28 protein-coding genes are annotated in these 26,808 nt (G+C 58.5%); 11 read left to right on the forward strand and 17 right to left on the reverse strand.

The genetic code is table 11. The annotated features are described in order from the left end of the window. Positions 1–30 precede the first annotated feature (30 nt). The 6 genes from trpA to ACQKP1_RS18565 all read right to left on the reverse strand — a co-directional run bounded on the left by trpA (position 31) and on the right by ACQKP1_RS18565 (position 5,547). A complete protein-coding gene (gene trpA, locus ACQKP1_RS18540; RefSeq protein ID WP_427276516.1) occupies positions 31–870 on the reverse strand; it encodes a tryptophan synthase subunit alpha in 840 nt (279 codons plus the stop codon). 2 nt (positions 871–872) lie between these two features. Next, positions 873–2,093 (reverse strand): tryptophan synthase subunit beta, encoded by a 1,221-nt coding sequence (gene trpB, locus ACQKP1_RS18545; protein ID WP_427276517.1) that lies wholly within the window; start codon positions 2,091–2,093, stop codon positions 873–875. Beyond that, positions 2,090–2,764: a phosphoribosylanthranilate isomerase gene (locus ACQKP1_RS18550; protein WP_427276518.1), complete on the reverse strand. Its 675-nt coding sequence runs from the start codon at positions 2,762–2,764 to the stop codon at positions 2,090–2,092. Before ACQKP1_RS18550 ends, trpB begins: the two co-directional genes overlap by 4 nt. A gap of 72 nt (positions 2,765–2,836) precedes the next feature. After that, positions 2,837–3,595 carry a M48 family metallopeptidase gene (locus ACQKP1_RS18555; protein ID WP_427276519.1) on the reverse strand — a complete coding sequence of 253 codons (759 nt, stop codon included), beginning with the start codon at positions 3,593–3,595 and terminating at the stop codon, positions 2,837–2,839. Between the two features lie 92 nt (positions 3,596–3,687). Next, positions 3,688–4,119, reverse strand: a complete 432-nt coding sequence (locus ACQKP1_RS18560; protein WP_427276797.1) for a DUF2852 domain-containing protein — start codon at positions 4,117–4,119, stop codon at positions 3,688–3,690. A gap of 144 nt (positions 4,120–4,263) precedes the next feature. Beyond that, complete coding sequence (locus ACQKP1_RS18565) at positions 4,264–5,547, reverse strand: polyhydroxyalkanoate depolymerase (protein WP_427276520.1); 1,284 nt, start codon at positions 5,545–5,547, stop codon at positions 4,264–4,266. 277 nt (positions 5,548–5,824) lie between these two features. On the opposite strand from ACQKP1_RS18565, the gene ACQKP1_RS18570 reads away from it, so the two are divergent. Further along, the gene (locus tag ACQKP1_RS18570; RefSeq protein ID WP_427276521.1) at positions 5,825–6,415 is read left to right on the forward strand and encodes a nitroreductase family protein; all 591 of its coding nucleotides are present in this window, start codon (positions 5,825–5,827) and stop codon (positions 6,413–6,415) included. A gap of 117 nt (positions 6,416–6,532) precedes the next feature. Here ACQKP1_RS18570 and gyrB read toward each other — a convergent pair whose 3' ends face one another. From gyrB to ACQKP1_RS18595, 5 genes are all read right to left on the reverse strand, one after another. Further along, positions 6,533–8,968, reverse strand: coding sequence for a DNA topoisomerase (ATP-hydrolyzing) subunit B (gene gyrB / locus ACQKP1_RS18575; protein WP_427276522.1), 2,436 nt, complete (start codon positions 8,966–8,968; stop codon positions 6,533–6,535). A gap of 141 nt (positions 8,969–9,109) precedes the next feature. Further along, complete coding sequence (locus ACQKP1_RS18580; RefSeq protein WP_006724204.1) at positions 9,110–9,475, reverse strand: helix-turn-helix domain-containing protein; 366 nt, start codon at positions 9,473–9,475, stop codon at positions 9,110–9,112. After that, on the reverse strand, positions 9,475–10,032 hold the full coding sequence (locus ACQKP1_RS18585; RefSeq protein WP_203018765.1) for a Smr/MutS family protein: 558 nt from the start codon (positions 10,030–10,032) through the stop codon (positions 9,475–9,477). Before ACQKP1_RS18585 ends, ACQKP1_RS18580 begins: the two co-directional genes overlap by 1 nt. Continuing rightward, positions 10,033–11,148: a murein transglycosylase A gene (gene mltA, locus ACQKP1_RS18590; protein ID WP_203018763.1), complete on the reverse strand. Its 1,116-nt coding sequence runs from the start codon at positions 11,146–11,148 to the stop codon at positions 10,033–10,035. After that, complete coding sequence (locus tag ACQKP1_RS18595; protein ID WP_427276523.1) at positions 11,145–11,843, reverse strand: Tim44/TimA family putative adaptor protein; 699 nt, start codon at positions 11,841–11,843, stop codon at positions 11,145–11,147. The genes mltA and ACQKP1_RS18595 overlap by 4 nt, the downstream gene beginning before the upstream one ends. Positions 11,844–11,991: 148 nt before the next feature. On the opposite strand from ACQKP1_RS18595, the gene ACQKP1_RS18600 reads away from it, so the two are divergent. Continuing rightward, positions 11,992–12,480: an FxsA family protein gene (locus tag ACQKP1_RS18600; RefSeq protein ID WP_427276524.1), complete on the forward strand. Its 489-nt coding sequence runs from the start codon at positions 11,992–11,994 to the stop codon at positions 12,478–12,480. 86 nt (positions 12,481–12,566) lie between these two features. Next, a complete protein-coding gene (secB, locus tag ACQKP1_RS18605; RefSeq protein WP_427276525.1) occupies positions 12,567–13,043 on the forward strand; it encodes a protein-export chaperone SecB in 477 nt (158 codons plus the stop codon). A 49-nt stretch (positions 13,044–13,092) separates the two neighbouring features. Here secB and dnaQ read toward each other — a convergent pair whose 3' ends face one another. The 5 genes from dnaQ to ACQKP1_RS18630 are packed head-to-tail and all read right to left on the reverse strand — an operon-like array spanning position 13,093 to position 16,694. Further along, positions 13,093–13,794, reverse strand: a complete 702-nt coding sequence (gene dnaQ / locus ACQKP1_RS18610) for a DNA polymerase III subunit epsilon (protein ID WP_427276526.1) — start codon at positions 13,792–13,794, stop codon at positions 13,093–13,095. Beyond that, positions 13,787–14,392 (reverse strand): dephospho-CoA kinase, encoded by a 606-nt coding sequence (gene coaE / locus ACQKP1_RS18615; RefSeq protein ID WP_203018758.1) that lies wholly within the window; start codon positions 14,390–14,392, stop codon positions 13,787–13,789. The genes dnaQ and coaE overlap by 8 nt, the downstream gene beginning before the upstream one ends. Further along, a complete protein-coding gene (locus tag ACQKP1_RS18620) occupies positions 14,389–15,249 on the reverse strand; it encodes a shikimate dehydrogenase (RefSeq protein ID WP_427276798.1) in 861 nt (286 codons plus the stop codon). Before ACQKP1_RS18620 ends, coaE begins: the two co-directional genes overlap by 4 nt. Then, the gene (locus ACQKP1_RS18625) at positions 15,242–15,841 is read right to left on the reverse strand and encodes a Maf family protein (RefSeq protein WP_427276527.1); all 600 of its coding nucleotides are present in this window, start codon (positions 15,839–15,841) and stop codon (positions 15,242–15,244) included. The genes ACQKP1_RS18620 and ACQKP1_RS18625 overlap by 8 nt, the downstream gene beginning before the upstream one ends. A 31-nt stretch (positions 15,842–15,872) precedes the next feature. Then, a complete protein-coding gene (locus ACQKP1_RS18630; protein WP_006724214.1) occupies positions 15,873–16,694 on the reverse strand; it encodes a pyruvate, water dikinase regulatory protein in 822 nt (273 codons plus the stop codon). A gap of 405 nt (positions 16,695–17,099) precedes the next feature. Here ACQKP1_RS18630 and hemE point away from each other — a divergent pair, with 405 nt between their 5' ends. The 8 genes from hemE to ACQKP1_RS18670 all read left to right on the forward strand — a co-directional run bounded on the left by hemE (position 17,100) and on the right by ACQKP1_RS18670 (position 25,753). Continuing rightward, positions 17,100–18,131 (forward strand): uroporphyrinogen decarboxylase, encoded by a 1,032-nt coding sequence (gene hemE / locus ACQKP1_RS18635; protein WP_203018751.1) that lies wholly within the window; start codon positions 17,100–17,102, stop codon positions 18,129–18,131. A gap of 2 nt (positions 18,132–18,133) precedes the next feature. Further along, positions 18,134–18,670 (forward strand): protoporphyrinogen oxidase HemJ, encoded by a 537-nt coding sequence (gene hemJ, locus ACQKP1_RS18640; RefSeq protein WP_203018749.1) that lies wholly within the window; start codon positions 18,134–18,136, stop codon positions 18,668–18,670. Between the two features lie 193 nt (positions 18,671–18,863). Then, on the forward strand, positions 18,864–20,129 hold the full coding sequence (rho, locus tag ACQKP1_RS18645; RefSeq protein WP_085942900.1) for a transcription termination factor Rho: 1,266 nt from the start codon (positions 18,864–18,866) through the stop codon (positions 20,127–20,129). Positions 20,130–20,180: 51 nt separating this feature from the next. After that, entirely contained in the window at positions 20,181–21,506 is a 1,326-nt protein-coding gene (mnmE, locus tag ACQKP1_RS18650; protein WP_203019853.1) for a tRNA uridine-5-carboxymethylaminomethyl(34) synthesis GTPase MnmE, read from the forward strand. A 28-nt stretch (positions 21,507–21,534) separates the two neighbouring features. After that, a complete protein-coding gene (mnmG, locus tag ACQKP1_RS18655) occupies positions 21,535–23,406 on the forward strand; it encodes a tRNA uridine-5-carboxymethylaminomethyl(34) synthesis enzyme MnmG (RefSeq protein ID WP_427276528.1) in 1,872 nt (623 codons plus the stop codon). A 1-nt stretch (position 23,407) separates the two neighbouring features. Further along, positions 23,408–24,040: a 16S rRNA (guanine(527)-N(7))-methyltransferase RsmG gene (gene rsmG / locus ACQKP1_RS18660; protein WP_427276529.1), complete on the forward strand. Its 633-nt coding sequence runs from the start codon at positions 23,408–23,410 to the stop codon at positions 24,038–24,040. A gap of 15 nt (positions 24,041–24,055) precedes the next feature. After that, on the forward strand, positions 24,056–24,850 hold the full coding sequence (locus tag ACQKP1_RS18665; RefSeq protein WP_203018743.1) for a ParA family protein: 795 nt from the start codon (positions 24,056–24,058) through the stop codon (positions 24,848–24,850). Between the two features lie 21 nt (positions 24,851–24,871). Further along, entirely contained in the window at positions 24,872–25,753 is an 882-nt protein-coding gene (locus ACQKP1_RS18670) for a ParB/RepB/Spo0J family partition protein (protein ID WP_006724222.1), read from the forward strand. Here ACQKP1_RS18670 and holA read toward each other — a convergent pair whose 3' ends face one another. Beyond that, positions 25,754–26,800: a DNA polymerase III subunit delta gene (gene holA / locus ACQKP1_RS18675; RefSeq protein ID WP_427276530.1), complete on the reverse strand. Its 1,047-nt coding sequence runs from the start codon at positions 26,798–26,800 to the stop codon at positions 25,754–25,756. Positions 26,801–26,808 lie beyond the last annotated feature (8 nt).

The following is a 26,808-nucleotide window of genomic DNA, read 5'->3' on the forward strand; positions in this document are numbered from 1 at the left end:
CTCCTGATGTTTAAAGCCCATATGGGGTGCTTATTCGGCAGCAGCAAGGCGCGCAGAGCGCACACCGCTTGCCAGTCCGCGCACCAGCGTGGCGACGGCCTGAACCGTATCTGCCGTCGCATTGCCATCGGCTGTGAGATTGGTGGCAACCTGATTGACGATCGCGGTTCCAACCACGACGCCATCGGCATTCGCACCGATCAGGCGGGCATGTTCGGCGGTCTTGACGCCGAAGCCGACGCAGATCGGCAGATCCGTATGCGCCTTGATGCGCTGAACGGCGCCAGCAACGCGCGAAGGATCCGGCAACGACGAACCGGTGATACCGTTCATTGAGACGTAATAGACGAAGCCCGAGGTGTTCTTGAGAACGGTCGGCAGACGCTTGTCGTCGGTCGTCGGGGTTGCCAGACGGATGAAGTTGATATCGCGGCTGCGGGCGGGAATGCAGAGTTCATCATCCATTTCCGGCGGAAGGTCGACGACGATCAGGCCGTCGATGCCGGCGGCGAGTGCGTCGTCAAGGAAACGCTCGACGCCATAAACGTAGATCGGGTTGTAGTAACCCATCATGACGATCGGCGTTTCGTTGTCCGTCTTGCGGAATTCCCGGGCCAGATCGAGCGTGCGCACGAGGGTCTGACCGGCCTTCAGGGCCCGCTGGCCGGCAAGCTGGATTGCCGGGCCGTCGGCCATCGGATCCGAGAAGGGCATGCCGAGCTCAATGACGTCGGCGCCGGCTTCCGGCAGGGCCTTCATGATCTCAAGCGACGTGTCGTAGTCCGGATCGCCACCCATGAAATAGGTGACGAGAGCCGGGCGGCCTTCTGCCTTCAGGGCAGCAAAACGTTGGTCCATACGCGCAGTCATGATCAGAGCCCCATACCGAGAATCTTGCCGACAGTGAAGATGTCCTTGTCGCCGCGGCCGCAGAGGTTCATCACGATGATCTGGTCCTTGTCCATGCCAGGCGCACGCTTGATGACTTCGGCGAGCGCGTGGCTTGGCTCGAGCGCCGGGATGATGCCCTCGGTGCGTGTCAGGAGCTGGAAGGCTTCGAGCGCCTCATCGTCTTTGATCGGAACATATTCGACGCGGCCCATGTCCTTCAGCCAGGAGTGCTCGGGACCGATGCCGGGATAGTCGAGACCGGCGGAGATCGAGTGACCTTCCTTGATCTGGCCGTCGCCATCCTGCAGCAGATAGGTGCGGTTGCCATGCAGGACGCCCGGCGTGCCGGCGGTCAGCGAAGCGCAATGCTCCTCGCCTTCGAGACCCTTGCCACCGGCTTCGACGCCAACGATCCGCACGCTCTCGTCATCCAGGAAGGGATGGAAGAGACCAATCGCGTTAGAACCGCCACCGACGGCAGCAATCAGCATGTCCGGCAAACGGCCTTCGGCGGCCAGCATCTGCTCGCGGGTCTCGCGGCCGATCACCGACTGGAACTCGCGGACCATTTCCGGATAGGGATGCGGGCCAGCGGCAGTGCCGATCATGTAATAGGTGTCGTCGACATTGGTGACCCAGTCGCGCAGCGCCTCGTTCATGGCATCCTTCAGCGTGCCATGGCCGGCGGTGACCGGCTTCACTTCGGCACCGAGGAGCTTCATGCGGAAAACGTTCGGCGCCTGGCGCTCGACGTCGGTTGCACCCATGTAAACGACGCAAGGGATGCCGAAGCGGGCCGCAACCGTGGCAGAGGCGACGCCGTGCTGGCCGGCGCCGGTTTCAGCGATGATGCGGGTCTTGCCCATGCGCTTGGCGAGCATGATCTGGCCAAGGCAGTTGTTGATCTTGTGCGAACCGGTGTGGTTCAGCTCGTCGCGCTTGAAGTAGATTTTCGCGCCGCCGAGTTCTTCCGTAAGACGCTCGGCAAAATAAAGCGGGCTTGGACGACCGGTGTAATGGGTGTTTAGATGCGCCAGCTCCGCCTGGAATTCCGGATCCGTCTTTGCCTTTTCCCATTCTGCCTGCAGGTCGAGGATCAGCGGCATCAGCGTCTCGGCGACGAAGCGGCCACCGAAGATGCCGAAACGGCCGTCTTCATCCGGACCTTCACGGAAGGAATTGGGTTTCGGTGACTGGTTCACTTGACACTCCCTGAAACCGGCTGTGCACGACTTGCCTCGGCAACGGCCGCAAAAAACTCATCCATAAGCTGCAGATCCTTGACGCCCGGCGCAGATTCCACGCCGGAGGATACGTCGATCGCCCGCGCTCCGGTCTCCCGCAGGGCTTCTGCGATGTTGGCCTTGTTGAGGCCTCCGGAAAGCATGTAATCGACGCTGCCGTCAAGCGAACGCAAGAGACGCCAATCGAATGTAACTCCATTGCCGCCAGGCAAATCGGAGCCTACAGGCGGCTTGGCATCGAAGAGAAAACGATCAGCGATTCCGATATAGGGCTCGATACGCTTCAGGTCATCGGCATCACGAATGGAAAATGCCTTCATGATCGGAAGGCCGGTCACGGCCTTGACCGTCAGCAAGCGTTCCGGGCTCTCATGGCCATGAAACTGCAGAATGTCAGGCCGCATCAAGGCTATGATCTCGTCGAGATCGTCATTGTCGGCGTCAACCGTCACCGCGACGCTCTTTACACGACCGCGAACGCGATCGGCGAGCGTGCCGGCAATGTCGGGTTCAATGTTGCGCGGGCTCTTTTCGAAGAAGATGAAGCCAATATGGCTCGCGCCGCGGTCAGCCGCACGATCGACCGCCTCCGGCGTCTTCAGTCCGCAGATCTTGATATCGGGTCTCATGGCAGCGAAGTCGCACGAATTCAAAAAAGAGTCGAGCCAATTTGCGACAAAGGCTGAAAGGTCGCGGGTTGCTCAGTCGAAGTCGATGGCATGCAGCGCCGAACCGTGGCGCTTCAGCCAGGCCTTGGCCTCATCCATCTCCGGGCAGAGTTTGCGGCAGAGTGACCAGAAGGCCGGACCATGGTTCATCTCCCGCAGATGCGCGACCTCATGGGCTGCGAGATAGTCGATCACGAGCGGCGGGGCCATGACGATCCGCCAGGAAAAGCTGAGCTTGCCATCCCAGGAACAGGATCCCCAGCGGCTGCGGGTATCCTTCAAGGTCATGCTCTTGACCGGCTTCCCGACCGTCTTGGCATGAAGCGTCACAAGTTGCTCCAGATCGCGACGCGCTTCCTTCTTCAGGAAGTCGGCAACGCGCCGGGGCAGATGATCCTCAAGCCCGCTGACGCTCAGGATGTGGCCGATCTCGCTGTCTATCGACTGGGTCAGCCCGCGAAGCTGTCCCGTATGAACGATGCGGTGCGGAACGCCACGGAGGAGGATTTCCCCGCCATCCTCAATCGCGCTGGCCGTTTTCTGGCGCCTGAGCTTGGTGCTGAGCCAGCCTTGGTGGCGATCGAGAAAGTCCTCGATGTCCCGCTCGCGTAGCCCCGGGGGAATGGTCATCTTCAAAGCGCGACCGCCGGGCTCGATTCTGAGCGTGATCCGGGTCGCTCGGCTGTTCTTTCTGATGGTCAGCGGGATAGACCTGCCGTCGACGGCAATCGCCCGCTCCAGCTGGATCGGCGGGGCTCTCTGCAGTGTCAGCTTTTTCAGCAGGGGAAACATGCGTGTGTTCTAGCCGATTCGGGAGCTCTTCTTGCAACAAAAAAGGCCGGCGCACGAGCGCCGACCCGGTTGCGACAGGATGGCTCGACCGGTCAGTTGCCAGTGAAGCCCTGGGTCGGACCGGGCTGGTCCGCGGTCTTCACCTGCTGGCGATCACGCATGAAGCGGTCGAACTCTTCCTGATCCTTCGCCCGACGCAGTTCGCGGGCGTAATTGTCGAATTCCGAGCGCATCTCATCCAGGCGACGGCGTTCTGCGTCCAGACGTTCAAGTTCTGCCTTGCGCCAATCGTCAAAGGCAACATTGCCGGTCGGGCTTGCAGCAGTATAGCTGTTCGTGCGGCACCAGGCGAAAGCGCTATCCGCTTTCTGATTGGCTTCACGCTTGAAGTTCTGAAACTTCTCGCCGAACAGGATGTAGGCAAGCATGGCCAGACCGAGCGGCCAGAAGACCATGAAGCCGAGCACCATCAAGGCGACGGTTGCCGGAGTCCAATCCGGCCGAAGCAGTGCTGACTGGTTCATCATCGATAACCTCGTTTTGCGCGGACAGCGGAATGCCGTCCGACGGTTTCGATGTGGGAAATGCCGCCCTGCCCTTCAAGAAAGAAGCGGACCCAATCGGAGAACCGACTGAATCCGCTGCTTAAATTCGGAATGACGAAAGTGTCAGAGAGCCTTGCCGCCCTTGATGACACGCTTGACCGGAGTGGTGGACTTGGCCTTCTTGCCGTGTGTGCGAGCGAATTCGACAATGCGCGGCGCGATTTCGCGACGGAAACGCGAGCCATTGAATACGCCGTAGTGGCCAACGTCCGGCTGCATGTAATGCAGGCGCATATCATCGGGAATGTTGGTGCAGATTGTCTGCGCCGCCTTGGTCTGACCGAGACCCGAGATGTCGTCGTTTTCGCCTTCGACCGTCAGAAGCGCGACGTTGCGGATCGCAGTCGTGTCGACACGCTTGTTGCGATGCATCATCTCACCCTTGGGCAGGGAGTGCTTGATGAACACCGTCTCGACGGTCTGGAGATAGAATTCCGCCGTCAGGTCCATGACCGCCAGATATTCATCATAGAAGTCGCGGTGCTTCTCGGCCGAGTCTCCGTCATTCTTGACGAGGTGCATATAGAAGTCCTTGTGGGCGATCATGTGCCGATCGAGATTCATCGACATAAACCCGGAGAGCTGCAGGAAGCCCGGATAGACCTGTCGCATGAAGCCGGGCTGCGGCCACGGCACCTGCATGATGACGTTGTCGCGGAACCATTCGAGCGGCTTGTCCTGGGCCAGCTGATTGACGGCCGTCGGGTTGATGCGCGTGTCGATCGGTCCACCCATCAGAGTCATCGAGGACGGTGCGCAGACGTCCCCCTCACCTTCCATGACGGCGACAGCGGCCAGTACGGGAACCGAAGGCTGACAAACCGCGACGACATGGGTGTCTGGACCCAGATGATGGAGGATGTCGATGACATAGTCGATATAGTCGTCGAGATCGAAATCGCCTTCGGTCACCGGGACCATACGGGCATCGATCCAGTCGGTGATGTAAAGATCAGCACTCGGCAGCAGCGCCTCGACCGTCCCCCGGAGCAAAGTCGCGTAGTGGCCGGACATGGGAGCAACGATGAGGATGCGCGGGCCTTTTTCAGCGCCGGCCTGAAGATGGCGCTTGAAGTGAATGAGGTCGCAGAAAGGATTGCGCCAGACGATTTCTTCCTCGACCGTGACGCTTTCACCATCGATCCGCGTTGTTGGGAGACCGAAGGCCGGCTTGCCATAGCGGCGTGTCACACGTTCGAACACTTCAAAGCCCGCTGAAAATGAACGCCCGACGACCGTATGGGACCAAGGGTTAAGTGGGTTTCTCCAAGCCAGGTTCATTGCGTCCGCTGTTGCCCGGAATGGTGCCATGAATGCATGGTTCAGTTCATAGAGCTGATAGAACATGGGTTCTGTACCTTTGTGTCGGACCAGGCTGGCCCGCGTTCATTCGCTACACTAACAGACTTTGTGCATCGCAAAAGCCCGGAATATCCCTCCTTTCGCAGCACACAACGTCTCATGACTTCGGATGATGTTCGAAAAGCCTTAAAGTTCCTCCCCTGGCGCGGGGTTAATCAACGATCACAGTGTTCACCCTAATTTGCAGGCCGGAACCCTTTCCGAGGCTTGCGAATTGATGTTTGTTCCATCGGTCATCCTAAGACACGTGTGAAGGAACACCATGACCAGCAGCAATCACCGCCAGTCCGAATACAATGTCGATCCGATCTTTCTCGATCGATGGTCGCCGCGTGCCTTTGACGGAAGCACGATGCCGAAGGAAGATCTCCTGACCATCCTCGATGCGGCGCATTGGGCGCCATCAGCGTTCAACTACCAGCCCTGGCGCTTCATCTACGCCCTGAAGGGAACACCTGAGTTCGACAAGCTTCTCGATATCCTAATCGAGTTCAACCGGGGCTGGGCCAAGAATGCCGCAGCACTCGTCTTCATCTTTTCCGACACTTTGAGCCGTCCGGCCGATGGTTCGGAGCCGAAGTCCTATCGCAGCCATAGTTTCGACGCGGGTGCTGCCTGGGGTCTGCTCTCGGTTCAGGCCATCAAGTCGGGCTATTTCGCCCACGCAATGACCGGCTTCGACTTCGACCGGGCCGTCTCGGAGCTTGGCGCGCCTGATGGTTTTCACATCAATGCAGCAGTGGCCATCGGCAAGCTGGGTGACAAGGAATCGCTGCCAGAAGGTCTGCGTTCGAAGGAAACGCCGAATGGTCGCAAGCCGCTTGCAGAGGTGGCATTCGAGGGACGTTTCTGAGCGCACACATTCATGGTTTCACGTGAATCACGTTAACCATCTCAACAACTAAACCTGTTGATCAAGAAAAAGGGCCGCTCCCGAAGTGCGGCCCTTTTGATTTGCGATCTACCGATCTCAGATGTCGAGGTTGGCGACGCTGAGCGCGTTGTCCTGAATGAACTCGCGGCGTGGTTCGACCTCGTCGCCCATGAGGCGCGAGAACAGGCCGTCGGCGTCAGTCGAGTCGTTGACACGGACCTGAAGCAGAGAGCGGACATTCGGATCGAGCGTGGTTTCCCAGAGCTGCTCGGCATTCATTTCGCCCAAGCCCTTGTATCGTTGCATGGAGAGGCCCTTGCGGCCGGTTGCGAAGATCGAATCCAGAAGGGCGCGCGGGCCCGACATCTCGCTACGGCCATCCTTACGGGTGAGAACCGGCGGTTCGGAATAGATCTCGCGCAGTCGGGCGGACATCTGGTCCATGTGGCGAGCGTCCGCCGAACCGATCAGGGCGACATCGACCGAGGCCACCTCCTTGACACCGCGGACCATGCGCTCGAAGCGAAGGCCGCCTTCGTCGGTGACGAAACCCTGCCAGCCGCGTTCGGTGTCTTCGGCGATCATGTCCAGACGGCTCGCGACCAGCGCTGCGGTCGCCTCGGCCTGCTGGCGGTTGCCTGTCAGTTCGGGATTGAGCGCGCCGGCGATTGCTGCCTGCTCGATGACATTCCGGTTGTAGCGGGAATGCAGGCCATCGATCAGTGACCGCAGACGCAAGGCATCCTGGATTACGTCGCGCAGGTCCTGGCCGGCGCGGACTTCGCCATTGGCGAGCGTCAGCGTTGCCTCTTCGAGACCCATGGTGATCAGATAGTCTTCCAGCGCCTTCTCGTCCTTCAGGTACTGAACGGACTTGCCGCGCGAGACCTTATAGAGCGGCGGCTGGGCGATGTAGAGATGGCCGCGCTCGATGAGCTCCGGCATCTGACGGAAGAAGAATGTCAGCAGAAGCGTTCTGATATGTGCGCCGTCGACGTCAGCATCGGTCATGATGATGATCTTGTGGTAGCGCAGCTTGTCGGCGTTGAACTCGTCCTTGCCGATGGATGTGCCGAGGGCTGTGATCAGCGTGCCGATTTCCTGGCTCGAGAGCATCTTGTCGAAGCGGGCGCGCTCGACGTTGAGGATCTTACCACGCAGCGGCAGGATCGCCTGGTTTTCGCGCGAACGGCCCTGCTTCGCGGAGCCACCTGCCGAGTCACCCTCGACGAGGAAGAGTTCGGACTTTGCCGGGTCACGCTCCGAGCAGTCGGCGAGCTTGCCTGGCAGCGAGGCGATGTCGAGGGCACCCTTGCGGCGGGTCAGTTCACGCGCCTTGCGAGCGGCTTCGCGGGCAACCGCAGCCTCAACGACCTTGCCGACAAGGATCTTGGCTTCCGTCGGGTGTTCCTCGAACCAGGTGCTGAGTGCTTCATTGACGAGGTTTTCGACGACCGGGCGAACTTCCGAAGAAACGAGCTTGTCTTTCGTCTGGGACGAGAACTTGGGATCCGGTACCTTTACCGAGAGGACGGCAGACAGACCTTCGCGGCAGTCTTCACCCTGCAGCGACACCTTCTCCTTCTTGGTGATGCCCGAGCTATCTGCATAGGACGTCACCTGACGGGTCAGAGCGGCGCGGAAGCCGGCCATATGCGTGCCGCCGTCCCGCTGGGGAATGTTGTTGGTGAAGCAGAGCACGTTCTCGTGGTAGCTGTCGTTCCACCACATGGCAACTTCGACGGTGATACCGTCCTTCTCGCCCTTGATGGCGACAGGCTTGTCGACCAGCGGCTTCTTCGAGCGATCGAGATAGCGGACGAAGGCTTCGAGACCGCCGTCATAGAGCATCTCTTCCTGGCGGATGTCGGACTTGCGCTTGTCGGTGAGGAGAATGCGAACGCCCGAGTTCAGGAACGCGAGTTCGCGCAGGCGATGCTCGAGCGTTCCATAGTCGAAATCGACATTGGTGAAGGTATCGGTGCTCGGGAGGAAGGTGACTTCCGTCCCCGAACGGCCCTCATATTCGCCGATCACTTTCAGCGGGCCATCGGCTACGCCATGGGTGAAGCTGATTTCGTGCAGCTTGTTGTTGCGGCGAATCTTCAGGGTGAGCTTTACCGAAAGCGCATTGACGACGGATACGCCGACGCCGTGCAGACCGCCGGAGACCTTGTAGGAATTCTGGTCGAACTTACCGCCGGCATGCAGCTGGGTCATGATGACCTCGGCGGCGGAGACGCCTTCGCCGGTGTGAATGTCCGTCGGAATGCCACGACCGTTGTCCGTCACGGTGACGGAGCCATCGGCATTCAGCGTGACGGTGACGATGTCGGCATGACCGGCCAGCGCTTCATCGATCGCGTTGTCGACGACTTCGTAGACCATGTGATGGAGGCCGGAGCCGTCGTCGGTATCACCGATATACATGCCGGGGCGCTTGCGGACGGCGTCCAGTCCCTTCAGAACCTTGATCGAATCCGCGCCATATTCGGCCGGTCCACCATTCTCCGCGATCGGCAAGTCGGTCATTCAGCAATCTTTCCAGTCAATTCTCAAAGGCCCGGCTGATTCGAATCAGCAGCTTCAAGTGGCCCGACTATAGGGGTTTTGGCCTGAGTTCCAAAGGCGAGGGCGTCGTTTCTCGTGGATAGATTGGGCTTTTCAACCCCTTCAAGGCCGTTTTTTGGCGCTATCCAGAATATCCTGCATTTCTCCTATCACATCGGGAGAGAGCTGGCGAATCAGCTTCGCCAGATCGTTGGCGAAGGCCGTATATTCCGGCTTCATCCCGGAGGTATCGACCACCACGCGGGGATCGGAGCGGCCCGCCGTCGAGAAGAGCTCTTCGGCCTCGTCCCAGATGATGTTGAAGTAGCCAGCAACACGCTGGAGAAAATCGAAATTGGGCAGGCCGCGCCTGCCGTGTTCAAGTGCCGAGAGATAGGCGGGCGAGACCCCGATCGCTGCGGCCATCTCCTTCTGAGAGACACCCTTTCGTTCCCGCAACTGCCGCAACGCATCACCGAAGGGCGTCATCAGCGCTCCTGTCCGCGGCGGGAGAGCCGCACATAAAGTGCCCCCTCCCCGCCATGCTGACGTGCCGCAGGCTCATAGGAGGAAATCAGGAAACGGAATTCCGGCAGGGAAAACCAGAGCGGCACCGCGCGCTTTAGTGCGCCTTCACTTCCAAGCGAGCTTCCCTTGCCGGTAATTACGAGGACGTGGCGCAGGCCCCGATCATGGGCCCGGATGAGAAAATCGAGCAGCATTCCATGCGCCTCACTCTGGATCAGCCCGTGCAGGTCGATCCGTGCTTCAAGCGCCAGATGACCGCGGGAGAGCTTGCGCTTGACCGGCTTTTCCAAGGGGTGGTGGATTCGAGCTGCGGACTTTCGCTCGGCATCTGAGTTCGAGTTCGACGGGGAGACTACGGCACGATTGAGGGCAGGCACGACCTTCTCTTCGACCGGCGTCTCGAACTGCTCCTCGAAACTCAGCAGGTCTTCCATACGCCCGGGCATCGGGCGGGTCGAACGCGCGACCTTGCCCCAGAGGATGCGATCTTCCGGATTGAGCTTTGGTCCACCCGACACTCAGACAAACCTCTCTGCCGCCTGCTTCGGGATGAGTATATAGAAGTCGGCTGCGTTGCGCACGGCCCCCGCCAACTCGCCTGCCTCATCTCCGGAGCCCGTGAAGATATCCCCACGCGCCGGTCCGACGATCGCAGATCCGGTATCGAGCGCCAGCATGGTCCGGGCGAAATCGCGTCCGCCATCCATATGGGTCAATCCCTTCGCATGGATGAAAAATGGAAAGCCGAAGGTGTGGATCTGGCGATCGACCGCGAGAGATCGACCCGCAATCAGCGGTACCTTGGCGGCGGCAATCGGACCACGGGTGAGATCGTCGACCTCCGCTTCCCGGAAGAAGATGTAGGATCGATTGTGCCAGAGGATCTCGTCCAACCGGTCGGGATGGGCAGCGAGCCAGGCCCTAATCGACTGCATGGAGATATCCGCTTCCGAGATCTCACCCATATCGATCAGCAGGCGGCCGATGCCGGAAAAGGGGTGCCCGGCCTTTGCCGCATAGGTTATCCGGCGGACGCGTCCATCGGGATATCGTAGTCGTGCAGCACCCTGGACATGGGCAAAGAACACATCGACCCTCGAGCGGGCCCAGGCAATTTCAAGCCCCCTGCCCTCAAGCCAGCCTTGATCGATGTCCCGACGATCGGGATAGGGCTTCAGGCCATTGTCGGTTCGAAGGGCAAAGGCGTAACCGGCCTCAAGGTCGGCTGGTCGATTGCCATCATCCACGTCCACAAGATCCAGAGGACGGCGATAGAAGGGGTGGCGGTATTCGTCGTCAGGCCGATCGCTGACGGGGACCTCAGGCTCGTAGAAGGCCGTGACCAGACCTGCGTTTTGGCCGCCGGGCTCTACCAGGAAGGGTCGCGTTTGCTGTTCGAAGAAAAGCCGTGCCTGAGCTGCGTTGTCCGGACTGTGCGTCGATGCAGCGTCCAGCAGAGGCATCAGATCTTCGGCGGTCAGTCCCAATGCACCTGGCTTATATGGTTTGACCGACTGCAGGTATCTCCTACAGTCGGTCAAGGCAGGCCAAAGGGATGAAGGATCGTCGGATGACCAGCCGGGCAGATCATCGAAGGATGCCGGCCTCAGGCGACAGGCGCTGAGATCGCTCATTGTTCTGCTTCGGTCGCGATCAGCTTCCAGTTTGGATCACGCGAGCGCACATCGCGGGCGAAGGTCCACACGTCGTTCACCTCGGATACCGCCTCGGCATCGCCATCAATCATGGCACCTGCATTGTCGTAGGTCGCCGTAATCAACTGGCTGATGATGCGAACGGTCACCTGCTCTTCGTTCTCGCGAGCGGATGCCTGTATGATGTCCGCCTTCTCGATGCCGACAAAGGTCGATTTTACGATCTCGCCGCGGCTCTCGCGATCGGCGATTGCGCTTTCGAAACCGTCAAAGACTTCGCGGGACAGAAGGCCTTTCAAGGTCTTCCTGTCGCCGTCGGCATAAGCCATGACGATCATCTCGTAGGCAATCTTCGCACCGTTGAGGAATTCCTTCGGATTAAAGCTCGGATCGTGGTGCAGAAGTTCGCGCAACTGATCGTTCAGGGGCGTGCCGGCGGGTGAATAAGCATCCACGGCGACAAACCGATCTTCAGCGTTGCCGTCCTCGCGGCGCGGAAGGGTGACAACCTTGCCATCATCACGCGCTGCCCCCTTGGCCAGATCACGCTGTGCGAACGGATCGAACGGCGGCTTTTCGTGGCCCGTGCGTCGTCCAAGAACGCTGCGGAGCTGAAAGAAGATCAGAACCGCTGCGACCAGGAAGAACAATGTAACGAAATCACTAGACCCCATGAATACCGCCAGGCTTGATTGAATTTGATTTTTCCTTCTCCCATATAGTCCGGAGCGCTGCATCATTCAAATGGCGCAATGCATTCTTTGCATCGAGTAAGCGCCGACTCTTGCGATATCCGGATCACAAAGGCGTTTGGAGCAGCCCATGCGCCTTCCCCTGGTGCTATTTCTCATCGCACCCCTCGTTGAAATCGCCAGCTTTATCTTGGTCGGGCAAGCCATCGGTGTCTTGCCGACCCTGGGGTTGATCATTCTTGCGGCTTTCGCAGGTGTCATACTGCTCCGCTATCAAGGGGCGGGTATCCTGCGCCGATTGCAGAGCGAGGCGCAGCGCGGCATGGATCCCGGACGGGAACTGGTTCGCGGTGCCCTTCTGGTGGTGGCCGCCTTTCTTCTGATCGTGCCCGGCTTCTTCGGCGACATCATCGGCATTCTACTCTTCCTGCCTTTCGTTCGTGATCTCGCCTGGCGTCTGATCAAGCCGCGGCTCATTGTCCGCAGTAGTTTTTCTGACGCCGGTTTCAGGACGAGCCGTCCCAGTGACGAAAATGTGGTCGACCTCGGCGACGACGAATATCAGCGCGAACCCGACCGGAACTCGCCCTGGCGCGATCCACGGATCGGCCGCGAGTGACCCCCTGACGCACCGGCGCGCAGGGTTGTAAGCGCAAGTTTCAAATGTTAGATGGCCTTAGCAATTCATCTTCAAGGACACGCCCTATGGCCGACAACAATCAGGGAACGGCTTCTCCGTCCCTCAACATTCTCGCCCAGTACATCAAGGATTTCTCGTTTGAAAATCCAGGTGCACCCCGCTCGCTTCAGGCGCGCGACAAGGCGCCGGCCATCAACATCAATGTCAATGTCAATGCAAACCCGCTTTCGGACACCGACTTCGACGTCGTCCTGGCGTTGAATGCAGAAGCCAAGGATGGCGACAAGGTCGTGTTCGTCACCGAACTCATCTATGGCGGCGTCTTCCGGATCACCGGCTTCCCGCAGGAACACATGCTGCCGGTTCTCTTCATCGAGTGCCCGCGCCTGCTCTTCCCCTTCGCTCGTCAGATCATCGCCGACGCGACACGCAACGGTGGTTTCCCGCCGCTGATGATCGATCCGATCGACTTTGCCCAGATGTTCGCCCAGCGTGTTTCAGAAGAACAGTCTCGCGCAAAGACGCAGGCCGTGCCGAACTGAGCGAGCATTCCGCATTCGCCAAAGCAAAGGGCCCTCGCGGGCCCTTTTTTCATGCGTCGTATTTCGACCAGATGGCCTTACCGCCGAGACGGCCGACGAGTTTGGCGTGACCTTCCACCTCCGCTGCGGATAGGCGGGACGCAAGAGCGCGCGGGCGATCATAGCTGATCTCGATCAGATCATCGATTTCGTTCGACTGGTTCCGCCGCGTCTCGATGGTCGTTAGACCCAGTGCCGCCTGCCGACCACCCAGCATCTCGATATAGACTTCGGCGAGCAGTTCGGAGTCGAGTAGAGCGCCGTGCTTCGTACGATGCGAGTTGTCGATACCGTATCGACGGCAGAGGGCGTCCAGCGAGTTCGGCCCCATCGGATGTTTCCGGCGTGCGAGCGCCAGCGTGTCGATGACCATGTCGGAAGGAACCGGCGCGAGGCTCAAGCGGTCGAATTCAGCGTTGATGAAGCCCATGTCGAATGAGGCGTTGTGAGCAATCCACTTCGCCCCTTCGAAGAATTCCTGGAGGTCGGAAACGATCTCGGCGAACACCGGTTTGTCTTTCAGAAATTCGTCGGTGATGCCGTGCACCGCCAATGCATCGGGATGAACCTTGCGGTCGCCGGGATTGATATAGACATGAAAGGTGCGACCGGTCGGAAAATGATTGAGCAATTCGATGCCACCGATTTCGATGACCCGGTCAGCCTTGTTGTCGAGCCCGGTCGTTTCCGTGTCGAAGATGATCTCACGCATTGTCTGTCCGCTCCGCCTGTTCGCGTAGTTCTCTGACGATCGTTTTGACTTGGGCGCGCGCGCTGTCAATCCCGTGGCCGGTATCAATGACGTAATCGGCCCGGGCACGCTTTTGTGCATCCGGAACCTGCCTCGATAGGATCAGCTGAAATTTCTCTTCCGTCATTCCCGGTCGTGCCAGCACTCTTTCTCTCTGCAGCTCAGGTTCGCAACTGACGACAACGATCCGGTCCACACGCTTTTCGCCACCGGTCTCGAACAAGAGGGGAATGTCGAGAAGGACAAGGGCATGGCCGAGTGCGCTTTGCTCGTCAAGGAAAGCGTGTTCCTTGTCGCGCACGAGGGGATGAACGATGGCCTCTAGCTCTTTAAACTTAGCCGGATTCTTTGCCAGATTCGCCGACAGCTTCGCGCGATCGACAATGCCGTCGACGATGGCGTCGGGAAAGAGGCCCGCAATGGGTGCCACGGCTTCCGACCGATACAGTTCGTGAACCACGCGATCAGCGTCATTGACGGGCACACCCTCGTCGGCAAAGAGCGCGGCAGTCGTGGACTTGCCCATGCCGATCGAGCCTGTGAGCCCCACGATGATCATGCATGCGCCTTGATGTCATCGAGCACGAGCTGGCGCAAAGCGGCGGTAACTTCGGGCTTTTGTCCGAACCATCGTTCAAACCCCGGCACAGCCTGATGCAAAAGCATGCCCAGACCATCGACCGTCGGCAGACCAATCTGCTCTGCCTGTTGAATGAACGGCGTCTTCAGCGGCACGTAGACGATATCAGTGACAACGGAATCTTCCCTCATCCTGTCGAAGGGAAGAACGGGCGCTGCCGTTCCATCCATCCCGAGGGATGACGTGTTCACGAAGAGCCCGGCGCCCTCCAGGAGAGAGTTAAGGGCGTCCATCCCGTGAGCTTGGAGCGGTGCCCCGAAGCGGTCTACGAGTTCCTGCGCGCGCTCGACGGTTCGGTTGACCACGTGAACTTCGGGTATGCCACGATCACGAAGAGCCTGCAGAATTGCGCGGCTGGCGCCGCCTGCTCCCAAGACCACAGCGCGTTCGACCTTGTCCCATCCCGGGTGCTGCGAATCCAGATTGGCAACAAAGCCGATGCCGTCGGTGTTGGTCGCATGCAGAAGCCCGTCTTCCCGCCAGAGCGTATTGGCCGCTCCGAGCTCTTCGGCGACCGGGTCTATCCGATCGGCAAGCTTGCTCGCGGCCTCCTTGTGCGGGATCGTGATATTGCCACCACGATAGGGACTATCCGCGTCTTTCAAACGAAGCATGAAGTCGGCAAAGTCCTCCGGCGCGACCGCGATCTTCTCGTAGGAACCGGACAGACCATAGGTTTCGAGCCAGTGTCCATGGATCATCGGGGAGCGAGAATGCTTGATTGGATAGCCGGCGACAAAAGCACGGGGCAAAAATGTTTCACGTGAATCACGCATGGTTAATCTCATGCTCACGAAGAGCCGCGAGGAGCGGCAGAAGCGGTAGACCAAGGATGGTGAAATAGTCACCGGCAATCGCATCGAAGAGCTGAACGCCCTCCCCTTCAAGCTGATAGCAGCCGACACTGGATAAGATCGACTTGCCATTCCGCTCGATATAGCCATCCAGGAACTCATCCGAGAAATCGCGAACCTGCATGCAGGCCTTGGTCACATCGCTCCAGAGCAGCTCACCATCCCGAACCAGACAGACTGCACTGTTCAGGAAGTGTGCCTTGCCGCGCAGGCTGATCAAGGTCTGCCGAGCTTCGTCCAGAGAAGCAGCCTTGTGGAAGATCCGGTTGCCGAGAGACATGGTCTGGTCGCAGCCAATGACGAAGGCGCCTGGAGAGCGCTCCGACACATTCATAGCCTTGGCCAGTGCCAGATGCCGGGCAACCGATACGGGGTCTCGTCCTGCGAGCGGAAGATTGTCTTCGATGGCTCTTTCATCCACCGTGGCAGGGATCGCGACAAAGTCGAGGCCGGCATTCTTCAAAAGCATCTGGCGCGCCGTGCTGCCCGACGCGAGAATCAAGGGTGAACCCATGCTGAGACCTTCGTAATGGTAGTGTCCTGAATTAGCGCGGCTTGGGACGCAGAGCAACAATGGCCGCCGCCGTCTCCTCGATCGACCGGCGCGTCACGTCGATCAGAGGCCAGTTGTTGCGCGCACACAGCGAGCGGGCATATTTCAGCTCCTCCGTGATTGAGGCCCGGTCGACATATTCGCTTCGGTCATAGCCGGTTGTCGCGCCAAGGACCCGGTTCTCGCGAACCTGGGAAATCCGATCCGAAGTTGCGATGAGACCGACGATCAGAGGCCGTGTTGCCTTCAGCAATCCTTCGGGCAGCGGAACGCCCGGGACGATCGGCAGGTTCGCGGTCTTGATGCCGCGGTTGGCGAGATAGATGCTCGTGGGGGTCTTGGAGGTGCGGCTGATGCCGATGATCACGACGTCGGCCTGGTCATAATCTTCCGGCGCCTGGCCGTCGTCATGGTCCATGGTGAAATTCAACGCTTCGATGCGTGCGAAATACTCGGCATTCAGAACGTGTTGGGCACCGACGCGGCCGCGGGAGGGCGCACCCAGATAGTCCTGAAACTTCTCGATGATCGGGGCCAGCACGTTGACGCAGGGCAAGCCCAGTTCATGACATCCTGTTTCGACAAGTGCTGCGAGATCCTGGTCGACGATCGTATAGAGAACGATGCCCGGTTCGCGGTCGAGTGCATCGATCAGCGCCTTGATCTGCTTTTTGCTGCGGATCAGGGGATAGACATGTTCGATGGCATTGGAACCACGAAATTGCGCCGCCGCTGCTCGCCCCGCCGAGATCAAAGTCTCCCCGGTTGAGTCAGAAATCAGATGGAGATGAAAGAAGTTTTTGCGGTTCTCCACGTTCTTCACCGCACCCTGTTGATAGCTTGGGATAAACAGAGGCCGCTGCGAGCGGGACAGACGAGGGGCGGGAAAAGTGCCGTTTTATCCACAGTTGGTCACCGTGAGGCTTCCGATTCCGGGGGGCTGTGAATTGCGGTGATGACAGCAGATCGTCCCTCGCATTTCGACTCCTCCTCCCTCGTTAACGCAAATTCTGTCCGGATCGCAAATCCATGGAATTGCGGGTTAATTTGCGGTTATCCCCATTATCCCAGAGCCGGAGCGAACTTGGTGCCCTCGCCACTCGACTGTTGCCGCGGATCGGGAACAAGCTGTGATCCTAGATTAATCCTTGATAGTCAGAGACTCTTAGAAATAGAAGAAGATTCAATATCTCTTTTCTTTTTTGAAAGGGCTTGAGCCTTGAGCACGCCGAACCGAAAAGTCCTCGACGTTCTGAATGGGAAAACGGTCACGCCACCGCCCATCTGGCTCATGAGACAGGCAGGCCGTTATCTCCCGGAATATCGGGAAACACGGAAGAAGGCCGGGAGCTTTCTCGATCTCTGTTATTCGCCTGAGTATGCGACAGAGGTGACTCTTCAGCCGATCCGCCGATACGGCTTTGATGCAGCCATTCTGTTTTCGGATATCCTGGTCATCCCGGATGCGCTTCATCGCAACGTGACCTTCACCGAAGGCCATGGTCCGCAGATGGACCCCATCGACACGGACGGCATACTGGCCCTTTCGCAAGAAGGCGTCCTAGATCACCTCAAGCCGGTCATGGAGACGGTTTCACGGCTGCGTGGTGCACTGCCCAGCGAAACGACCCTGCTAGGCTTCTGTGGCGCTCCCTGGACCGTGGCGACCTACATGATCGCTGGTCATGGCACGCCAGACCAGGCCCCTGCCCGTCTCTTCGCCTATCGCCATCCTGAGGTCTTTGCCCGTCTGCTCGATTTTCTAGCTGACGTCTCGGCCGATTACCTCGTCGAGCAGATCGATGCCGGTGCGGATGCTGTTCAGATCTTTGATTCCTGGGCAGGTGTTCTCGGCGAGACTGAATTTGAGGCTTTCGCCGTGCGGCCGGTTCGGCGCATCATCGACTCGGTGAAGTCTCGTCGCCCTCAGGCGAAGGTGATTGCCTTTGCCAAGGGCGCGGGGATCTTGCTGAAGAATTATCGCCAGGACACGAACGCCGACGCCATCGGTCTCGATTGGTCGGTTCCCTTGAGCCTCGCTGTCGAGCTGCAGAAGGATGGCCCTGTTCAAGGCAATCTGGATCCGATGCGTGTCGTGGCTGGTGGCCCAGCGCTCAAGGACGGGATCGATGCGATCCTGCAGGCGCTCGGTCATGGACCGCTGATCTTCAATCTCGGCCATGGGATCACGCCGCAGGCTGATCCGGAGCATGTAACCGAGCTAGTCGCTCAGGTTCGGAGTTTCGGCTGACCATGGAAAAACAGATCGACGACAAGCCCGGGAGGCGGGCAGCGCGCAAGGCCGCGTCGGCTCTCGTCTTCTTCGGCATCGTCGGCGCCGGCATCATGCTGGCTGGACCAGACCAAGCTTATCCCTGGATCAAGGCGCTGCATGTGATCGCCATCATCTCGTGGATGGCAGGCATGCTCTACCTGCCGCGGCTTTTCATCTACCATTCCGACTGCGAGCCGTCGTCGCAGCAGGCAAAGACATTTGCCGTGATGGAAACCAGGCTCATGAAGGTCATCATGACCCCGGCGATGATCGTGTCATGGATCCTGGGACTATATCTGGCCTGGCAGGTCTTTGGTTTCCAAGGTGGTTGGCTGCATGCGAAGATCGCAGCCGTGGTCGCACTGTCCGGTGTTCACGGCTATTTCGCCAAGGCGGTCAAATCGTTCGGGCGCGGCGACTACGTGGGAACGCCGCGGTACTGGCGCATGATGAACGAGGCGCCGACCCTGCTGATGATCCTGATTGTGGTGCTTGCCATCGTCAAACCGTTCTGATCTCGGTCCGATCACGCTTTATTTTTGCCGGTGGCGGCTTTTCGCTTGCGGTCGAATCCGCGAGTCGCTATTTTCGCGCCACTTCCTTCTTTTGGCTTGCGTACTATTCAGTCATTTGCGGCTCTCGCGATCGTACCGAATTCCACCAGCTCGCCGTTCCCCTTGAAAATTCTATCTGACGTGGTCCCTCTTCATGGCTGAAATGAAGCTACAAGAACTCAAAAGCAAATCGCCGACCGATCTCCTGACCTTTGCTGAATCGCTCGAAGTTGAAAACGCGAGCACGATGCGCAAGCAGGAGCTGATGTTTGCGATCTTGAAGATGCTGGCGAGCCAGGATGTTGAGATCATCGGCGAAGGCGTCGTGGAAGTTCTGCAGGATGGCTTCGGTTTCCTGCGTTCTGCAAACGCGAATTACCTCCCCGGCCCTGATGATATCTATATTTCGCCCTCACAGATCCGCCGCTTCTCGTTGAAGACCGGCGATACCGTCGAGGGACCGATCCGGGGACCCAAGGAAGGCGAGCGCTATTTCGCCCTGCTGAAGGTCAACACGATCAATTTCGAGGATCCCGAAAAGATCCGCCACAAGGTGCATTTCGACAACCTGACGCCGCTCTATCCAAACGAGCGCTTCAAGATGGAACTTGATGTACCGACATCGAAGGATCTGTCTGCGCGCGTCATCGATCTCGTGGCGCCGCTCGGCAAGGGCCAGCGCGGCCTGATCGTCGCACCGCCGCGCACCGGTAAGACCGTCATTCTGCAGAATATCGCGCATTCGATCACGGCCAACCATCCGGAATGTTATCTGATCGTCCTTCTGATCGACGAACGTCCGGAAGAAGTGACCGACATGCAGCGTTCGGTCCGCGGTGAAGTCGTTTCTTCAACGTTCGACGAACCCGCGGTTCGTCACGTGCAGGTGGCCGAAATGGTCATTGAAAAGGCCAAGCGTCTTGTCGAACACGGCCGAGACGTCGTCATTCTGCTCGATTCCATTACGCGCCTCGGCCGTGCTTACAACACCGTGGTCCCGTCTTCCGGCAAGGTTTTGACCGGTGGTGTCGATGCCAATGCATTGCAGCGTCCGAAGCGCTTCTTCGGTGCAGCCCGCAACATCGAAGAAGGCGGTTCGCTGACGATCATCGCAACGGCGCTGATCGACACAGGTAGCCGCATGGACGAAGTCATCTTCGAAGAGTTCAAGGGCACGGGTAACTCGGAAATCGTTCTCGATCGCAAGGTCGCGGACAAGCGCATCTTCCCCGCGATGGACATCCTCAAGTCCGGTACGCGTAAGGAAGATCTCTTGGTTCCGCGCCAGGATCTCCAGAAGATTTTCGTTCTGCGCCGTATTCTTGCGCCGATGGGCACGACCGACGCCATCGAATTCCTCATCGACAAACTCAAGCAGACGAAGAACAACGGCGACTTCTTCGACTCGATGAACACCTGATGTTCTGCCGGTTCCGGCCGGCAGCCTCAGGCTTCGCCTGTGAGTGATCTCGTGACCGCTCGTTCCGATACTATTTGTGCCCTTGCGTCCGGCGGTCTACCCGCCGGCGTTGCTGTTATCAGGGTCAGCGGTCCAGGAAGCTTCGAAGTTGTCAGCAAGATGGTCGGGTCGCTGCCGGAGCCGCGCCTGGCAGGTCTTCGGACGATCCGGACGACGAGCGGCGAGTTTCTTGATCGGGGTCTCGTTCTCATTTTCCCAGCGCCCAATTCGTTCACCGGCGAAGACTGTGTGGAATTGCATCTGCATGGCGGCCGTGCCGTCGTGAACGCGGCACTTCGATCATTAGCCGGATTCAACGGGATTAGATTGGCCGAAGCGGGCGAGTTCTCGAGACGCGCGTTTGAAAACGGCAAGATGGATCTTGTAGAGGTCGAAGGTCTCGCCGATCTTCTGAGCGCCGAGACCGAGATGCAGAGAAGGCTTGCGGGTGAACAGGCCAATGGTCATTTGTCCGCGGTCTACGATGAATGGCGTGAGAAACTTGTTTTCGTGCGCGCCATGCTCGAAGCCGAATTGGACTTCAGCGACGAGGGCGATATCCCAGGTTCGGTGTCCGATCGTATCTGGGCCGATGTCGAGGATCTTAAGTTACAGGTGGATCGGGCAATCGGAAATCTTCGGGCCGGCGAGATCATCCGCGATGGTTTCAAGGTGGCGCTGGCCGGTCTGCCGAATGCCGGGAAATCAAGCCTGATGAATGCGCTGGCACAGCGCGACGTGGCGATTGTGACACCTGTAGCCGGCACGACGCGCGATGTAGTTCGTTGTGAATTGGATATTGACGGATATAAGTTTGAACTCTCCGATACTGCTGGTCTCAGAGACACAGACGATGTGGTTGAGCAAGAGGGGATCCGTCGTGCCTTCAGGACGATCAATGATGCAGACCTTGTTCTGCATCTGATCGATCTGTCCGAGCAGCCGAAAGCGCAGCCGATAGATTTCGACCGCCCCACACTGTGTATCGGGACGAAGAGCGACCTTGCCAGCAATCTAGTGCCTAGCTCTGCTTGCGCTTTCCACGTTTCATCCGCGTCAGGAGAAGGGTTGGAAACCCTGAGGCTACGGCTGCTTGATGCGGTGCGTAGCCATACGCAGGTCGAGAGCCTTGCAATTCCCAGTCGTTTGAGGCATGCAGAGCGCCTTCGGCTGGCGTCGAGACATCTTGCGTCCGCGCTCGAGGGTAGTTTCTTGCCCCTCGAGATCCGTGCCGAAGAGCTGCGACTGGCGTCCGTCGAATTGGCGAGAGTGACCGGTCGAATCGATACCGAAACGCTTTTGGGTAAAATCTTCTCCGAATTCTGTGTCGGGAAGTGATTCACGTGAAACAGGCTGTACCGCGATCATGTCTGAGAGACATTTCGATGTAATTGTTGTTGGTGGCGGTCATGCGGGTACCGAAGCAGCCGCAGCGGCTGCACGAATGGGTGCTAAAACCGCGCTCGTGACCCACAAGGCTGCAACAATCGGCGTCATGTCCTGCAATCCGGCGATTGGCGGCTTGGGAAAAGGGCATCTTGTCCGTGAGATCGATGCGCTTGACGGCATTATGGGTCGCGCGGCGGACGAAGGCGGAATTCAATTCCGTATGCTGAACCGGAAGAAGGGTCCGGCTGTTTGGGGGCCGCGCACCCAGGCGGATCGAAAGCTCTATCGACTGGCTGTTCAGCGTCTGCTCGCGGAGATTCCTAATCTCGACATCATCGAAGGTGGCGTGGTCGGATTTGTTCGTGACTCTTCCGAAATAAATGGTGTGATTCTTGGTGACAGGCAGCAACTCCGTGCTGCTGCAGTCGTCTTGACAACTGGTACTTTTCTCAACGGTCTGATCCACATCGGTGACAAAAAGATTGCTGCTGGCCGTGTTGGCGAGGCCCCTGCCCTGGGTGTCAGTGATGACTTGGCAGCGTTGGGCCTGAAGCTCGGTCGCCTCAAGACCGGTACCCCGGCGCGCCTCGATCGCAATACAATCCGCTGGGACGAGCTTGAAGTTCAGGAAGCGGACGAGAATCCGATCCCATTCTCATTCATGACGGAAGTCGTCACGACGCCACAGATCGCTTGCGGCATCACGCGGACGACGGCTGAAACCCATCGGATCATCCGGGAGAACATCCACCGCTCGGCCATGTATTCCGGCCAGATCGAAGGTGTCGGTCCGCGGTATTGTCCGTCCATTGAGGACAAGATCAATCGTTTCGGCGATCGTGATGGTCATCAGATTTTTCTGGAGCCTGAAGGATTGGATGATGTCACGATCTATCCAAACGGGATCTCGACCTCGCTGCCGGAAGATGTGCAGGAGCTATTCATACGGTCGATCCCGGGTCTGGAGAATGTCCGAATTCTCCAGCCCGGTTATGCCATCGAGTATGACTATGTCGATCCACAGCAGCTCGACCTATCGCTGGCTGTTAAAGGTGTGAAGGGTTTGTACCTCGCTGGTCAGATCAATGGCACCACTGGTTATGAAGAGGCCGGGGCGCAAGGGTTGCTGGCGGGGATCAATGCCGCCCGGCTTGCAGCCGGTCAAAGTGGTTTCTCCTTCAGCCGTACGGATTCCTATATCGGCGTGATGATCGATGATCTGACATCGCGCGGGGTAGCAGAGCCCTATCGTATGTTTACCTCCCGGGCCGAGTATCGCCTGTCATTGAGGGCTGACAATGCCGACATGCGGCTCACGCCCTATGGCATTGAGCTGGGTTGCGTGTCTTCTGAACGGTCCAGAAAATTCGAGACCTATCGCGCGCAGCGTGAAGGACTATACGAGCAGCTTGGTGCGCTTACCGCCTCGCCCAATGAGATGGCTATTGCCGGAGTGGCGATCAATCAGGATGGCCGTCGTCGTTCGGCGCGAGAGATCCTGTCGTACCCGGACATAAGCTGGGATCAGGTTGTTCAAGTCTGGCCTGAACTAAAGTCCACTGATGCGAAGATCGCTGCCGCCGTCGAGATCGACTGCCTGTACCATGTCTATCTCGAAAGGCAGTCGGCGGATATCGAGGGCTTGCGGGCCGAAGAAGAGCGCGTGATCCCCGATGATTTCGACTATTCGTTGCTATCTGGTCTCTCTAATGAGTTGAAGGCCAAGTTGATGGCCAGAAAGCCCCGCAATATCGCCCAGGCAAGTCGACTTGAAGGAATGACCCCTGCGGCGGTCGCTTTGCTTGTCGCGCACCTGCGCAAAACCCAAGTTAGTAAATTGGCATCTTGATATGCAAAGAACGAAAAGTGCTCCGTATGGAATCGATGTTTCACGTGAAACGCAGGAGCGCCTTGATCGCTTTGCAAACCTCTTTCTGAAATGGGCTGCCAGAATCAATCTCATAGCGCCTTCAACGCTGGAACAGCTATGGACGCGCCATATTGCGGACTCGTTGCAACTCCGAAACATTGTGCCGACTTCGGGCCGGTGGATCGATCTTGGGAGCGGCGGGGGATTTCCGGGTATCATCACGGCGATCAACCTCGCGGAAAGCCAAGCTGGATGGGTAGATCTTGTCGAAAGTAACAACAAGAAGTGCGGCTTCCTGCGGACGGCGATTTTGGAGACAGGCGCTCGGGCGTCCGTGCACCCTCTCCGGATCGAGGACGCCGCTTCGAAGCTGCCAGCGCCTGACTTCATATCCGCGCGCGCCCTTGCCGAACTTGATTTGCTGTTCGCCTATGCCCACCCCTGGGCACTTGCCAATCCAAATCTCAAGTTGATCTTCCATAAAGGTCGGGATTATCAGTCCGAGATCGATAAAGCGCGTGGTCGCTGGGACTTCGATCTGGTAAAACATCAAAGCGTTGTCGAGGAAGATTCCGTGATCTTGGAGATCACCTCTCTGACGCGCAGGGTTTAACGGTTCGGGTGCCAAATGAGTCTCGAGAAAAACCGCATCATCACCATCGCCAACCAAAAGGGTGGTGTGGGCAAGACCACGACAGCGATCAACCTGGCGACAGCCCTGGCGGCGATCGGAGAGCGGGTGCTTATCGTTGACCTGGACCCGCAGGGAAATGCGAGTACCGGCCTCGGTATCGACCGTCGTGATCGGCGCCTGTCTTCTTACGATGTGCTGATCGGCACTCATTCGGTCAGCGAGGCGGTCCTTGAAACGGCAGTGCCGAACCTTTCGATCGTCCCATCCACGATGGACCTGCTCGGTTTCGAAATGGAAATCTCGCAGCAGGCCGATCGGGTCTTTCGTCTGAAGAGGGCTCTCAATCAGGATGATGCGCGCGCTTATAGCTATGTGCTGCTCGATTGCCCGCCATCGTTCAACCTTTTGACGATGAATGCCATGGCGGCAGCCCATTCAGTCCTGGTGCCGTTGCAGTGCGAATTCTTTGCGCTGGAAGGTCTTAGCCAGTTGCTCGACACCATCAACCAGGTACGGCAGACCGTGAATCCGTCTCTGGATATCCAGGGTATCGTGCTGACAATGTTCGATTCCCGCAATAATCTCGCGCAACAGGTGGTCAGCGATGTGCGGGAGCATCTCGGCGAGAAGGTTTACGCGACGCTCATTCCCAGAAATGTTCGGGTCTCTGAGGCTCCGTCTTATGGTAAGCCGGCTATCCTTTACGATCTCAAATGCGCCGGTAGCCAGGCCTATCTCCAACTGGCTTCTGAAGTCATTCAGCGCGAACGGCAGCGCAAAGCCGCCTAATCTTCGTACAAGGGTGTGAGTATGAGCGAAGACGTATCGAAACGGCGCCTTGGGCGCGGACTTGCAGCGCTAATTGGCGAGATGGATCAGCCAGTTCCCGTAGGCGAGACGCGTCCAACCGTTAGTGCGGACCGGACTGTTCCGATCGAATTCGTGGCCCGTAGCCCCAAGAATCCTCGCCGGTATTTCGACGAGGCCGAACTTCAGGATCTGGCCGGATCCATTCGCCAGCACGGAATCGTTCAGCCTGTCGTCGTTCGGACGACGAGCAGCGATCGGTACGAAATCATTGCCGGCGAACGTCGCTGGCGTGCGGCACAACTCGCCGGCCTCGTTGAAATTCCCGTCATCGTTCGCGATGTCGATGATCGGACAGCTCTTGAGCTCGCCATCGTCGAAAACGTCCAGCGTGCCGATCTCAATCCGCTCGAAGAAGCGCTTGGCTATGAGCAGCTTATCGCAGAACATGGCTATACCCAGAACGATCTGGGTGAGATCATCGGCAAAAGCCGGAGCCATGTTGCCAACAGCCTTCGACTATTGAAGCTCCCCGATCCGGTTCGCGACATGCTGGCCGATGGCAGCCTGTCGGCGGGTCATGCGCGTGCGCTTGTTTCCACTCCCGATCCCGTTGTTCTTGCCAAGACGATTGCCCAGAAGGGGCTTTCCGTTCGCGACGCCGAGAAGCTGGCGCAGAACCACATCAAGGCACAGCATGCCCCTGCCCCGACGGAAGTACGCGAATCCAAAGATTCTGATACCATCGCTCTGGAGCGCAGCCTTTCGGATCGGCTCGGCTTGTCCGTATCGATCAACCACAAGGGCGGCGGCGGTCAGTTGAAGATCAATTACAAGACGCTCGACCAGCTGGAAGAGATCTGCCGCCTGCTCGAAGCCCGCTGATCAGCCACGGCGATTGCGACGTGCTGACTGAAGTGTCGTCGCAAGAAGCGTCTGGATCGCCAGATTGTCTTCAAGTTGCGCGTTCTGGCGGCTTTGAAGGATGGCCGCGTTCAGTCTTGCGCTTTCCCGCGCCAGATCCGAACTATTCCAGTTCCGTAACGCTTTCTCGATCACCGGTTTGCGCTTGAAGTGAATTCCCCGCCCATGCGTCTGCATGACCTGAGAAGCCTGCTGCTGGCGCTCTTCCATCTCCAGGCGCATGGTCTCCAGCAGCTGCACCTGTTTCATGGTGCCCTGCAGGACGAGGAAGACAGCGGTCTTGGAGGCAATGACCTTCTGGACGGCATGGAGAAATCCATCGGGATCGCCTGACAAAACGGCATCGACCACCTCGTCGGTCGATACTGCACTCGCATCGCCAACGATCTCGAGCACATGGTTCTCGTCGATCAACGCGTCCTTCATGCAGTAGAGGACCAGCTTCTGTATTTCATTGCGGGAGGCGATGCGATCGCCGCCGATCGATTCCAGCAAAAGTTCTCGTGCTGCCGGCGTGATGCGCAGATTGGCGCCTGCAAGCTCGGCGTCGATCAGGCCATTCAGCGCCTTTGCATCATCCTGGTAACAGGCGATGCAGGCGACGCTGCGCTCGCTTTCGGCGACCTTGCGAAGTGCTGACCCCTTCTTGAGATCGCCGGCTTCGATCAGAAGATAGCTGCCTTCGGGAGGGTGTGAGGCGAGATGCGCTAATCCGTCGACCAACTGCTTCTCGTTGGCGGCGCCCCGGACCCAAATCAGCTTCTCACCGCCGAACAGCCCGAAGGCGTTGACTTCGTCGATGAGGCGACCGGGATCAGATTGAATGTCCGAGGCATCCAGCCGGATCAGTGCAAAGCCGTCGTTGAGATCGACACCGGTTGTCTTGGCAACCTGGGACGCGCGCTCTGCCACCAGACCGCGATCGGGTCCGTAGATAACGAACATCCGGTAGTGCCTGGCCGATTTGGCCAGGAACCCTTCGAATTCATGCGATTTGACCTCAACCATAGCCGCAG

It is taken from the genome of Allorhizobium sp. NPDC080224 (genome assembly GCF_050281005.1).
GTDB lineage: Bacteria > Pseudomonadota > Alphaproteobacteria > Rhizobiales > Rhizobiaceae > Allorhizobium.